Below are 11681 nucleotides of genomic sequence, written 5' to 3'. Positions count from 1 at the left end.
AAGGTGTTTTGGCCGGAACACTTCATGGGCCTCGGCTTTGGAGGATGGCGGAGCTCCGATAACGGCCATGCCGTTCGGTTAGGGCGTGGTGTTTGGTGTCAAGCCGGCGTGTCTGGCGGGAAATGAGGTGTCGCTCCTGTTTGAGTAGTTCGGTCCGCCAAGACTGATCCACTCCAATGGGAGCCACCGCGTCCGATTCTGCCATCAATCCCGCCTCGGGAGTATTTGCCCCTGGCCATTTGGGCGAGCTGACCCGTGTCATCCCGTTCGAGGCGGTCGGTGCCGCACTTGAGACGGTCGGCGGCAAAGAACACCGGGTGCGGCGGTTGCCCTCACGGGTCGTGATCTATGTGTTTCTGGCCGGTGTCTTGTTTGCCGATCAAGGCTGGAAACAGGTCTGCTCCCGCCTGGTCGCAGGATTGCCCGAGCCGGGGAAGATCCCGTCAGCATCAGCGTCAGCGTCAGCGTCAGCGTCAGCGTCAGCGTCAGCGTCAGCGCCAGCGCCAGCGCTCAGTGAAGCGATGCGCCGGGTCGAGGCAGCACCGCTGCGCGAGTTATTCACTTAGGTCAGGGGCCTGCAGTGACCGCAGCACACCAGGTGACACGGTTCGCCGGGCGGCTGGTGGTGGCTATTGACGGGACACAGCCGGCCGTGGCTGATACCGAAGCGAACAGGGTCCGGTTCCCGAAACCCCGCGGCGGTCCCAACGGGGAACCGGGGTATCCGATGGTTCGGATGGCCGCTGTCCTCACCGCTGGCACCCGCTCGATCATCGATGCAGTGTTCGGCACCGATACGGTGGACGCACTAACCTACGCCCACCAGGCCATCGCGTGCCTGGCCTCCGGGATGGTGCTGCTGGGGGAGAGAAACTTCGCTAGCTACAGATTCTTCGAGGCAATCGCCGCCACGGAATCAGACTTCTTGATCCGGGCCAAGACCAGTTCAACCTGGGGTTCCCCGCAAGTAGTGGACACGTGATCTGCCTCACGCTGCTTGCGTGCGTGCTTCTTGGTTGTTGTTTTCCTGTTGCAGGGCCTGTTTGAATTCGACCGGAGGGACCATGCCCAGCGCCGTGTGCAGCCGGCGGCGGTTGTAGACGACCTCGATCCAGCGGGCCAACCTCACGCCTGGCCTCGACCGCGTCTGCCAGACCCTGCGGTCATAGAACTCAGCCTTGAGCGTCGACCAGAACGACTCGCTCATCGCATTGTCCCGGCACACCCCGGTCCGCCCCCTCGACTGGCGCACATGCAGCTCGACGGCGACCTGATGCATCTGCGCCGAGGTGAACTGAGAGCCGCGGTCCGCATGCAACACAACGTCGCTCGGCAGCATCTGGCGCAGCGTGTGTGCCATCCGCAAGGCCCGCTCCACCAGGTCCGTGGCCTGCCGCTCGTCCATCGCCCAACCCAGCACCCGGCGCGAATGCCCGTCCCTGATCGCACACACGTACACGAAGCCCTCCCAAGTGTGCAGGTAGGTGATGTCCGTGATCCACACGGCATTGATCCGGCCCTGGTCCCACTTGCGGTTCACCAGGTCTGGGATGTGATGGGTTGGCACCCCGGGAATCGTGGTGACCGGCCGGAACCGGCGCGGGCTGACCCCTTCCAGGCCCTGCCGCCGCATCGAGCCGGCCACCGTCTTCTCATTCACCACCGTGCCCTCACGTTCCAGCTGTGCCGCGACCCGCGGAGGCCCATACACCTCATCGGATTCCCGATGGACCTTGCGCACCTTGGCATCAAGCTCCCGGCGGGCGCGCGCCCGCGGGCCCGGCCCTTCGACCTGACGCTTCCGCCACGCATAGAACCCCGAGGTGGAGACTCCCAGCAGCCGGCTCGTCCGCGCGATCGCATAGTCAGCCTTCTCCGCTTCCATCAATTCGAACCGTTCTGATTCCGTGGCTTCGAGGCGAAGAAGGCTGCCGCTTTTCCCAAAAACTCGTTGTCCTTTTTCAGGTCAAAAATTTTCCCGCCGCAACCGCTTGAGCTCGGCCCGTTCGTCCTCACCCAACGCACCCGTCGGCTCTCCCGTGCCCCGACGGGTCTTCTCCAGCTTCACCCACCGCCCCAACGTCTGCTCCCCAAGCCCGATCTCCCCGGCCACCGCAGCAACCGACCTGCCCGTATCAATCACCAGCCCGGCGGCCTCCCGCTTGTACTCCTCGGTATAAGACCGGCGCTGCTTCCTCTGCTCGCTCATCACCGAACATCCTCCCAGCAGGATCCAAAATCCCGCCAACTCGGGTGTCCACATTCTTAGGCTCGCCCCAAGGGAGGACCGGATCCCTTTGGAGGCGCGGGCCGGTAATACAGCAAAACCCCGGTCCGGGTCGCGGGCAGGCAGTAGCGGCGGTGGCGCTTCCGCACCCACTGCAATGTATCTGGGCCATCGCTTTTTTGGTTACCCTTGGCGCGCAGTTGGTGTTGTCGCGCAGGATTTTTGGGATGCAGATCCCCCGGGACACTTCGGTGGCTTGGCCGTACACGACCACGGGATGGGCGCTCGACCGCAGTTCGAAGGAGCACACCACCGTTGTCGCCTGTCAACTAAAGCGGGCCGGGCTCGGCTCGGCCGGCTTCGCTACTGGCAGACTGTAGGCATGGCACGAGGAACTCTTCGCATTTTTCTTGGGGCGGCCCCAGGGGTGGGCAAAACGTTTGCCATGCTGGAGGAAGCCCGCCAGTTGTTGGGCAGCGGCCGGGATGTGGTGGTCGGTACCGCCACGGGCCACGGGCGCCCGGAAACCCTGGCTCTCATGCTCGGGTTGGAGACCATTGCACCCTGCCGCCTGCCCTTCGGCGGCGTGGAGGTCCGGGAGCTGGACGTGGATGCCGTGATGGTCCGGCATCCCGAGGTCGCCGTCATTGACGAGTATGCGCACGCCAACGCCCCCGGAAGCCGCAATGAACAGCGGTGGCAGGACGTCGAGGAGCTGCTCGATGCCGGCATTGATGTGCTCTCCACGATCAGTATCCAACACCTTGCCTCGCTGAGCGACGTCGTATCTTCCGTTATCGAAGAACCCCAGACGCAAACAGTGCCGGACGAAATCGTTCGACGGGCCGACCAGGTCGAACTTGTGGACATTTCCCCGGAACTGCTCAGGAAGCGCCTCTCCGAGGGACACATTTATCCGCGGGAGAGGATCGACGCCGCCCTGGCGAGTGACTTCCGCCTCGGCACTCTCTTCGCGCTGCGCGAGATCGCCCTCATCTGGCTGGCGGACAGGGTCGATGAAGGGTTGGCGAAATACCGGGCGAGCCAAGGCATCACCGCGAACTGGCCAGCGAGGGAACGGATCGTCGTCGGCGTCACTGGCGGCCCGGAGGGCGAAGTGCTCATCCGCAGGGCGTCTAGGGTGCTGTCGAGGGTCAACGGTGGCGAGCTCTTGGCCGTTCACATCCGCCGCGCGGACGGCCGACACGGGGAGTCCCCTCAATCCCTGGAGGCCCAGCGCCGGCTCGTGGCCGATCTGGGCGGCAGCTACCACACGGTGGCCGGTGAAGACGCGGCCGGGTCGCTGCTGGATTTTGCCCGCAGCGTCAATGCAACACAGATCATTGTGGGAGTCTCCCGCGGGCGCCTCAGCGGCCGCCTTCTGGGCGGCGGCGTAGGTGCCAAGGTTGTCCGGGGCTCGGGCGACATCGACGTCCACATGGTCTCCCATCCGTTGGGCACGCGGGGACTGCCCCGGCCGGTCTCGGGGTCGTTGGGCCGCGCCAGGACTACGACCGGCTTTATCTTGGCAGTGCTCATCCCTGTCCTGGCCACCGTGGTGCTGTCGCTTGCCCCGGAACTGAATTTCGCCACCGATGTCCTGGTCCACCTAACCGCGGTGATGGTGGTGGCCTTCGTTGGAGGTCTTTGGCCTGCGGTACTGGCTGCAGTTTTGGACTCGCTGCTGCTCAACTACTTCGAGACCGAGCCGGTCGGGACGTTCGGCATCAAGGATCCGCAGAACGTGTTCACCTTGTTGGTGTTCCTGGGTGCCGCTATTGCGGTGTCCCTCGTCGTTGGGCTCTCTGCCAGGCGGGCCCGGGAGGCTGCCCGTGCACGTGCCGAGGCAACGACGCTGGCGGACCTGGCCCGGGATGCCCTCATAGAAGACGACACTGTTGCCGCGTTCATGGACAAGGTTCGGGAGACCTTCCATGCCCGGTCCGCGGGCCTGTTTACCCGCCGCACGGATGCCGGCGGCAGTTGGGAACTTCAGGCCCATTCCGGTGAGCCCCCACCCGCTCCCCCGGGTTTGGGGGAAGCCGGATCCAACGCTGTCGAACTGGCCGACCCGGAGACTGCGCTGGTGATCTCGGGAAGAACACTGACAGCCGGAGACCGACGGCTGCTGACAGCGCACGGGGCCCACCTTCTCTTACTTCGTCAACGTCATTCACTCCAACTCAGGCTCAATAGCACCGCAAAACTGGCTGCGGGCAACACCATCAGGACATCCATCCTGCGCGCCGTCAGCCATGACCTCCGGACACCGCTGGCCGGAATCAAACTCGCTGTCACGGCCCTGCAGCGCCAGAAACTGCGCCTTCCCGAGGACATACAGGCTGAAATGCTCGACACCATCGAGTCCTACACTGACCGCCTTGACTCCCTGGTGGGCAACCTCCTGGACATGTCCAGGATATCCAGCGGATCCACGGCCCCTCTCACGGCCTCCGTCATGTGGCGTGATGCCATCGAGGACGCGCTTCGAGACGTCCCCGCAGCGGCCATCCGGATCGATCTTGCCCCCAATGTACCTGCCGTCGACGCGGACCTGGGCATGCTGGAACGCGTCATCGCCAACATCGTGGAGAACGCCCTGAAATACGCACCCGACTCCGACATTGTCATCGTGGGCCCCGCCATTGGTTCCGGGGTCGCCGCCATCGACGGACGCCCATGCGGGGAACTGCGTATAGTCGACCACGGTGCAGGAGTGCCCGCGAGCGACGTGACCGCCATGTTTGAGCCGTTCCAGCGGCTTGACGACGCCCCTGCCGTCCTCGGAATAGGTCTGGGCCTGGCCGTCGCGAAAGGTTTCACCGAAGCGATGGGCGGCCTGTTGACCGCCGAACCGACACCGGGAGGAGGGCTGACCATCGTGATCCGCCTGCCCCTTTCCTCCGCACCCCGAAGCGTGCGCCCGGACTCCCGCGGCGCAGGACAAGGCGAGCCATGAGAACCGTACTTATCGTCGATGACGAACCCCAGCTCCTGCGCGCGCTGCAGGTCAATTTGCGAGCCGAGGGGTACACGGTGCTGACCGCCCTTGACGGGACGACGGCGCTCCTGCACGCCGAAGGCAACCACCCGGACGTCATCGTTCTGGACCTTGGGCTGCCGGACATCAACGGCGTGGACGTTATCGCCAGGATCCGCCGCACCAGCAACACGCCCATCATTGTGCTCTCGGCCCGGCACGGTTCAATAGACAAGGTCCGGGCGCTCGATGCGGGGGCCGATGACTATGTCACGAAGCCTTTCGGCCTTGACGAACTGCTGGCACGTTTACGCGTCGCTGAACGCCGCCTCAGCAACTCCGACGGAGGCGAACCGGCCAGGACCGTGGACGTTGGGGACTTCGTGGTGGACCTGACCGGCCAGCGGGTGACCCGCAACGGGGCACCGGTCCGGCTGACGCCGCGGGAGTGGGCGATCCTGCAGCTGCTGGTCCGCAACCCGGGGCGGCTTATCACGCAGCAGCAGATGCTGGCGAGGGTCTGGGGGGCCGGCTATGACAGCGAAACCCATTACCTGCGCGTCTACATGGGACAGCTGCGCCGGAAACTTGAAACCGACCCGGCCAGGCCCAGGCATTTGCTGACCGAAGCGGGGATGGGGTACCGCTTCGAGCCCTAGGCGCCGCTGTCCGAACTCCAAAGCGACGGGTAGGCACGATCCTGCCCGCTGGCGTAAATGATTCGTCAATAAAACCACCTTTCCCGCTTCACGGGTAAATGCCGGGTGTTAGTTTCGGCTGTGATGGCGGTGCGTTGTGCGGCGCGGAAGGGAAGTCCATGACCACGTTGAGCAGGCCGCCGGCAGATCCGGCGGCCCCGCGGCCGCACGGCAAGGCCGCCGTGCGGAACTGGCTGCTGTTCGGGCTCCAGGACAGCAAAGGGACCCACCAGGGTCCGGGCGCGGTGACGGCCGCGCACGAAAAGAAGCATGCCTGGTGGCAGGTCATGTGCCTGACCGGCGTCGACTACTTCTCCACCCTGGGCTATCAGCCGGCAATCGCAGCCCTGGCCGCCGGCGTGGTTTCACCGCTCGCCACGGTGGTCCTGGTGGCTGTAACCCTGCTCGGGGCCCTTCCGGTCTACCGGCGGGTAGCAGTCGAAAGCCACCGCGGAGAAGGGTCCATCGCCATGCTCGAGCGGCTGCTGCCCAAGTGGGGCGGAAAGCTCTTTGTGCTGATCCTGCTCGGATTCGCAGCGACGGACTTCATGATCACCATGACCCTCTCGGCCGCCGACGCCAGCGCACACCTGATCCAGAACCCGCTCGCCCCCGGATGGCTCCACGGCCAGAACATGGTCGTCACCCTGTTCCTGCTGGCACTGCTGGCCGCCGTGTTCCTGCGAGGCTTCAAGGAAGCAATCGGAGTTGCCGTCATCCTGGTCGTCCTCTACCTCGGTCTCAACGCGGTGGTTGTGGTCACGACGCTCGTTGCCGTGTTCTCACACCCGGTGGCCATGGGCGACTGGTGGACGGCCCTGTGGACTTCCCACGGCGACCCGTTCATGGTCGCGGCCATTGCACTTCTCGTCTTCCCCAAGCTCGCCCTCGGTCTCTCCGGCTTCGAAACTGGGGTGGCGGTCATGCCCCAGGTCAGGGGGGACGAGGCGGACACCGAGGAGCACCCGGCGGGCCGGATCCGTGGAACGCGCCGCATGCTGACCACCGCCGCGATGCTCATGAGCGGCTTCCTGATCACCACCAGCTTCACTACCGTGATCCTCATCCCGGAGCAGGAATTCCAGCCCGGAGGACAGGCGAACGGACGTGCCCTGGCACTGCTGGCCCACCAGTATCTCGGCGACGGCTTCGGCACCGTCTACGACCTCAGCACCATCGGCATCCTCTGGTTCGCGGGCGCGTCCGCGTTGGCAGGGCTGTTGAACCTGGTGCCTAGGTACCTGCCCCGTTATGGCATGGCCCCGGGCTGGGCCAAGGCCGTCCGTCCCCTGGTGCTGGTGTTCACGCTCATCGGCTTCACGATCACGTACCTCTTCAAGGCCGACGTCGATGCCCAGGGCGGCGCCTATGCCACCGGCGTCCTGGTACTGATGACCTCCGCAGCCGTGGCCGTCACCCTCGCGGCCCGACGGCGAAAACAACGCAAACGCACCATCGGGTTCGGCGCCATTGCCGTGGTGTTCACCTACACCACTGTGGTCAACATCTTCGAACGCCCCGAAGGCATCCGGATCGCCGGCGTCTTCATCTTGGGCATCATCGCCATCTCCCTGCTCTCACGCGTGCGCCGTTCCTTCGAACTGCACGCCACGCATGTCCACATGGACCGGCAGGCACTGGAATTCATGTCCTCCACTCTCGACGGACCAATCTCAATCATCGCCCACGAACCGGTCCGGACGACCGCACAGGCATACCGGGACAAACTGACTTCCGCGATCGAAGTCAGCCACCTGCCCTTGTCAGACATGCAGGCGCTCTTCCTGGAGGTAGTCGTCGACGATTCCTCCGACTTCGAAACCGAGCTGCACGTGCGCGGCATCCTCCGGCACGGCTACCCGATCCTGGAGGTCCACGGGCCCGTGGTGCCAAACACCATCGCCTCGGTGATGATGCATATCAGGGACGTGACCGGCCTGATGCCTCACATCTACTTCCGCTGGACCGAGGGCAACCCGGTGGTGAACCTCCTGCGCTTCCTGTTCCTGGGCGAAGGCGAAATCGCCCCGGTCACCCGCGAAGTACTCCGTGAGGCCGAACCGGATGTCACCAAACGCCCCTGGGTCCACGTGGGCTGACCTGGGAGGAACGTGGCGATGAACACGAATCATGAGCCTGGCAACGGAGGGCTGAGGTTTGCCGCATCCCCAGACATCGTGGAGGGATACGGCGGCCAAGGCGTGGACGGAACCGTCTATTGCCCGCCGGAAGGCCACCATTTCCGGGACAGCGAGGGCGCCGCCTGGTGGATCATTTTCCAAACATCTCCCGCTGCAGGCTCACCAGCCTCCCAAGTACGCGGCGACGTCCTGGCGTGCAGTGCAGCACCCGACGAGATTGTCCACGTCCGCCTGTTGGCCCCAAACGTGCTCCGCACTGACGCCGACGCCGCGTTTCGGCACCCAGCACCCGACAGCTACGAAGACGCTGTAGAAACTGCCACCCGCATCCCCCGTCGAGCATCCACTTCGGTACCAGTGACCAAGAGAGACACCTGAGTCCCGCGAAGACAAACATGCGGGCCATGAGAACCAAAAGGACACCCTCCCGCCGATCCCGCTACCTACCAGCCGCCAGCTGCAACCAACACCCAAGGTGAACGTCGCCACTGACCGGCAGGAGTGGCGACCTGTGAGTTTGCCGTTTATCCCGGCTTACCCAACGCAAAATACGTTAGCAACGGCTAACGTATAACTGTGATCGACGTTCTTGAAACTGCAGCCGAACCCACCAGGCGGCGCTTGTTGCAGCTGCTGGGATGCGGGGAAGCGAGCGTGGGCGAACTGGCGGAGCACTTTCCGGTCAGCCGGTCCGCGATCTCCCAACACCTGCTGTTGCTGGCCACCGCCGGACTGGTCACGGCCAGAAAAGACGGCCGGCGGCGGTATTACAGCCTTGATCCAAGGGGGATGTCAAGGCTGCGAGATTCACTGGAGTCCTTTTGGACTGGAGTCCTTTTGGACCGACGAGCTGGACCGCCTGGCGGCAGACGCCGCCGGGCTTGCCGCACCATACAACAACCCCGTGCCTCCCAAGGAGAAATTCCATGCCCATTGACAAGTCCGTCTTCATCCCGGTTGACCCCGACACAGCCTTTTCCCTGATCACCGAGCCCGAGCGCCTGCGCCGCTGGCACACCGTCGCGGCCCGCGTCGATCTGCGGGTGGGTGGCGGCTACCGCTGGACCATCACGCCGGGCCATTCCGCCGCGGGGACATTCACCGTGGTCGAGCCTGGCCGCCGCATCGTCTTCACTTGGGGCTGGGAAGGGTCCGGGCCGGCCGACGGCAGCTCCACCGTCACCATCATCCTTGAACCGGCCGACGGCGGCACCACCGTCCACCTGATCCATGCGGGCCTCAGCGTGGAGGCCGCCGCGGGCCACACCGAGGGGTGGATCCACTACCTGGGGCGCCTCGAAGCCCTGGCCGGCACGGGCGACGCCGGCCCCGACGACTGGGCCGCCGCGCCGGATCCGATCAACGAGCTGGTCAGCGCCGAGGCCGCCCTGGCAGTGGCCCAGCGCGTCCTCGCCGGCCTTACGGCCGCGGACAAGGACCTCCCCACGCCGTGCGCCGAGTTCACCGTCTCCGCACTCGTGGAACACCTCGTGGGCTCGATCTCCGGCATCGGCAAGGCCCACGGTGCCGAGCTGGCGGACGATGCCGACGCCTCCCCCGAGGTCCGGGTCGCCAACGCCGCAGCCCCCACGCTGGAGGCCTTCAACGCCCGCGGGCTGGAGGGCGCCGTGGACATGGGCTTCGCAGTGCTCCCGGCAACCACCGTGGCCAACATCCTGAACCTGGAGTTCCTGGTCCACGCCTGGGACTTCGCCACGGCCACCGGCCGCACCCTGGAAGCCTCCCCCGTCCTCGCCGACTACGTCCTGGGCCTGGCCCGAAACACCATCGCGCCCGGCATGCGCGGCAAAAGCTTCGCCGAGGTGACCCTCGTGGAGGAGTCCGCGGAAAGCCTCGAGCGCCTGGTTGCCTTCACAGGACGCCAAGTGTCGAACGCCTGATCCAGTCCATCCAAGGGAGGCCTCCATGGTCAACGTCGTGACCGGCATCCTCACCAATGCACCGCGCCCCCGGGTGTCTGGCTACGCCGCCAACCCCGAAAATGTGCCGGTCCGGTACCGGAACATCGCCTCCTCCAGATGGCGGGGCGAACCCCTGCCGGCCCCCGGTGTCCGGGCGGCCTTTTAGGCGCAATTCCTGCGCCGCACACTTGACTACGCGTGCGACATCACGCAGTACGTCCCCGGCGAAACGCTCGTCATGTGTACCAGCCAAGGGCCGTTCCCGATGCGCTATACATGGGTCGACGAAGCAGGTGCACCAGGATGACACTGCACAACGACGGCCGGCACTCCGGCTTCGGCGTTCTGGCCGGGGCCACCATGGCCCCCATGGTGCGCCGGGCCATGCGCAAAGACCTCGCGAAACCCAAGTCCGTCCTTGAACAACCTTGAACCGCCACACAAAATACACCACGAGGAATGAAGGCAAGCACCATGAGCAAGTTCATCTACATCTACAACGGTCCGGCCCCCATGGACCAGTTCACCGAAGAGCAGTCTGCCCTGGAAATGGCCAAGTGGGGCGCCTGGATGGGCAAGGTCGGGGCGGCCATGCTCGACGGCGGGCCCCCTTTGGCGCCCGTGCCGCCGTCGTGGACAACGGCACCAGCGCCGAACCCTCCGCTCTGCAGGGCTATTCCATAGTCGAGGCCGAGAACCTGGACGCCGCCAAGGCCCTTGCCGACGGCCACCCGTTCCTCTCCGAGGGCAACGGCCGCTTCAGCCTGGAAATCTTCGAGCTTATCGACATGGGGATATAGCTTCCCCACCTGTCCAGGTCCGCGAGGACGCCGGCCTGGACCCCCCATGCGACTGCATTCCATGGCGCTGCCGATGACTTGTTGAAGACCCATCGCGAGCGTGTCCCTACCGGTCCCGGATCGGTGCGGGACCGCGGATCAGCGACAACACGGCAATGATGGCGTTGGCGGTGATGGGGTCGGTGTTGGCCCCAACTGAGACCCGGATCCGCGAGTAGGATCCCAGACTGGCTCACCCGCATCCTGCTCAGCTCCGCGAAGGCGCACTTGTACATGGCTGCGAACACGATTCCGGATGAGGTCGTCCCAGACGGTGACCCGGCCGGCGGGCATGACGCGGGGAACCCGGTACGCTCCCCTGGCGAAATGCGTAAAGCGCCCCATCCTCACAGGGAGGATGGTGCGATTTGCACTTGGACGACCTGCTCCGTAGTCGTGTTGCGCGGCGGGAGTTGCCATGCCAGCTTCAGCCTTTCGGCGTCAATGCATGCGCGCCGTTCGGGCGTTAGCCGGAGGGCCAATACAGCGGCAACCACACGGGCTCAGGACTTATTGAATTGATCTTGCACCACTGCGGCCCCAATGGGTCCGAGCAGAACGAGCAACCAGAATGCGCCATGACGGTTAAGCCCGGAAACGCGTTCAGTGCCGACGGAGAACTTCCACATCCACCAGAAGCTGACGACGGGAACGATGGGCAGCCATGCCGTCGGGACCTTCTGGCCCAGCGCGTTGATTTCATTTTTCGTTTTCACCTGCCAGACAAGGGAATAGATGCCGAACGTAACGAATGGCAGCAAAAGCGGCGTGGCAGGACTGCTGCGCATCTCGGAACTCTATGCCAGTACGGTGCACCCATGAGCCGCAATATGTCCATGTGTTTCAGCAAGGTATCCCTTGTTGGGACGAGCGG

General features: G+C 64.8%; 11 protein-coding genes and 1 pseudogene. 10 read left to right on the top strand and 2 right to left on the bottom strand.

The window, feature by feature from the left end:
* Positions 1 to 176 precede the first annotated feature (176 nt).
* The gene (locus G6035_RS20715; protein ID WP_176618580.1) at positions 177 to 566 is read left to right on the top strand and encodes a transposase domain-containing protein; all 390 of its coding nucleotides are present in this window, start codon (positions 177 to 179) and stop codon (positions 564 to 566) included.
* A gap of 14 nt (positions 567 to 580) precedes the next feature.
* Positions 581 to 982, top strand: a complete 402-nt coding sequence (locus G6035_RS18530; RefSeq protein ID WP_176618579.1) for a transposase — start codon at positions 581 to 583, stop codon at positions 980 to 982.
* Between the two features lie 6 nt (positions 983 to 988).
* On the opposite strand, the pseudogene G6035_RS18525 reads toward G6035_RS18530, so the two are convergent.
* Positions 989 to 2209: pseudogene (locus tag G6035_RS18525) on the bottom strand (IS3 family transposase).
* A 400-nt stretch (positions 2210 to 2609) separates the two neighbouring features.
* Here G6035_RS18525 and G6035_RS18520 point away from each other — a divergent pair.
* The 8 genes from G6035_RS18520 to G6035_RS18490 all read left to right on the top strand — a co-directional run bounded on the left by G6035_RS18520 (position 2610) and on the right by G6035_RS18490 (position 10768).
* Positions 2610 to 5186: a DUF4118 domain-containing protein gene (locus tag G6035_RS18520; RefSeq protein ID WP_176618578.1), complete on the top strand. Its 2577-nt coding sequence runs from the start codon at positions 2610 to 2612 to the stop codon at positions 5184 to 5186.
* The gene (locus tag G6035_RS18515) at positions 5183 to 5866 is read left to right on the top strand and encodes a response regulator (RefSeq protein WP_176618577.1); all 684 of its coding nucleotides are present in this window, start codon (positions 5183 to 5185) and stop codon (positions 5864 to 5866) included. Before G6035_RS18520 ends, G6035_RS18515 begins: the two co-directional genes overlap by 4 nt.
* A gap of 158 nt (positions 5867 to 6024) precedes the next feature.
* Positions 6025 to 8004, top strand: coding sequence for an amino acid transporter (locus G6035_RS18510; protein WP_176618576.1), 1980 nt, complete (start codon positions 6025 to 6027; stop codon positions 8002 to 8004).
* Between the two features lie 618 nt (positions 8005 to 8622).
* Positions 8623 to 9030: an ArsR/SmtB family transcription factor gene (locus tag G6035_RS18505; RefSeq protein WP_371131069.1), complete on the top strand. Its 408-nt coding sequence runs from the start codon at positions 8623 to 8625 to the stop codon at positions 9028 to 9030.
* On the top strand, positions 8973 to 9947 hold the full coding sequence (locus G6035_RS18500) for a TIGR03086 family metal-binding protein (protein WP_176618575.1): 975 nt from the start codon (positions 8973 to 8975) through the stop codon (positions 9945 to 9947). The genes G6035_RS18505 and G6035_RS18500 overlap by 58 nt, the downstream gene beginning before the upstream one ends.
* A gap of 25 nt (positions 9948 to 9972) precedes the next feature.
* Positions 9973 to 10134 carry a hypothetical protein gene (locus tag G6035_RS19820; RefSeq protein WP_218063355.1) on the top strand — a complete coding sequence of 54 codons (162 nt, stop codon included), beginning with the start codon at positions 9973 to 9975 and terminating at the stop codon, positions 10132 to 10134.
* Between the two features lie 137 nt (positions 10135 to 10271).
* Positions 10272 to 10400 carry a hypothetical protein gene (locus tag G6035_RS20325; protein WP_256128115.1) on the top strand — a complete coding sequence of 43 codons (129 nt, stop codon included), beginning with the start codon at positions 10272 to 10274 and terminating at the stop codon, positions 10398 to 10400.
* Positions 10401 to 10525: 125 nt separating this feature from the next.
* Entirely contained in the window at positions 10526 to 10768 is a 243-nt protein-coding gene (locus G6035_RS18490) for a YciI family protein (protein ID WP_176618574.1), read from the top strand.
* A gap of 542 nt (positions 10769 to 11310) precedes the next feature.
* Here G6035_RS18490 and G6035_RS18485 read toward each other — a convergent pair.
* A complete protein-coding gene (locus tag G6035_RS18485; RefSeq protein WP_176618573.1) occupies positions 11311 to 11595 on the bottom strand; it encodes a DUF4234 domain-containing protein in 285 nt (94 codons plus the stop codon).
* Positions 11596 to 11681: the final 86 nt, after the last annotated feature.

Source organism: Arthrobacter sp. SDTb3-6, assembly GCF_013376095.1.
Classification (GTDB): Bacteria; Actinomycetota; Actinomycetes; order Actinomycetales; family Micrococcaceae; genus Specibacter.
This window is presented reverse-complemented; position numbering and strand designations above follow the sequence as displayed.

Coding starts and splice junctions, on each gene's coding strand:
- G6035_RS19820 (WP_218063355.1), top strand. CDS start 9,973: ATGGTCAACGTCGTGACCGGCATCCTCACCAATGCACCGCGCCCCCGG.
- G6035_RS20325 (WP_256128115.1), top strand. CDS start 10,272: ATGACACTGCACAACGACGGCCGGCACTCCGGCTTCGGCGTTCTGGCC.
- G6035_RS18515 (WP_176618577.1), top strand. CDS start 5,183: ATGAGAACCGTACTTATCGTCGATGACGAACCCCAGCTCCTGCGCGCG.
- G6035_RS18520 (WP_176618578.1), top strand. CDS start 2,610: ATGGCACGAGGAACTCTTCGCATTTTTCTTGGGGCGGCCCCAGGGGTG.
- G6035_RS18500 (WP_176618575.1), top strand. CDS start 8,973: ATGCCCATTGACAAGTCCGTCTTCATCCCGGTTGACCCCGACACAGCC.
- G6035_RS18510 (WP_176618576.1), top strand. CDS start 6,025: ATGACCACGTTGAGCAGGCCGCCGGCAGATCCGGCGGCCCCGCGGCCG.
- G6035_RS20715 (WP_176618580.1), top strand. CDS start 177: ATGGGAGCCACCGCGTCCGATTCTGCCATCAATCCCGCCTCGGGAGTA.
- G6035_RS18485 (WP_176618573.1), bottom strand. CDS start 11,595: ATGCGCAGCAGTCCTGCCACGCCGCTTTTGCTGCCATTCGTTACGTTC.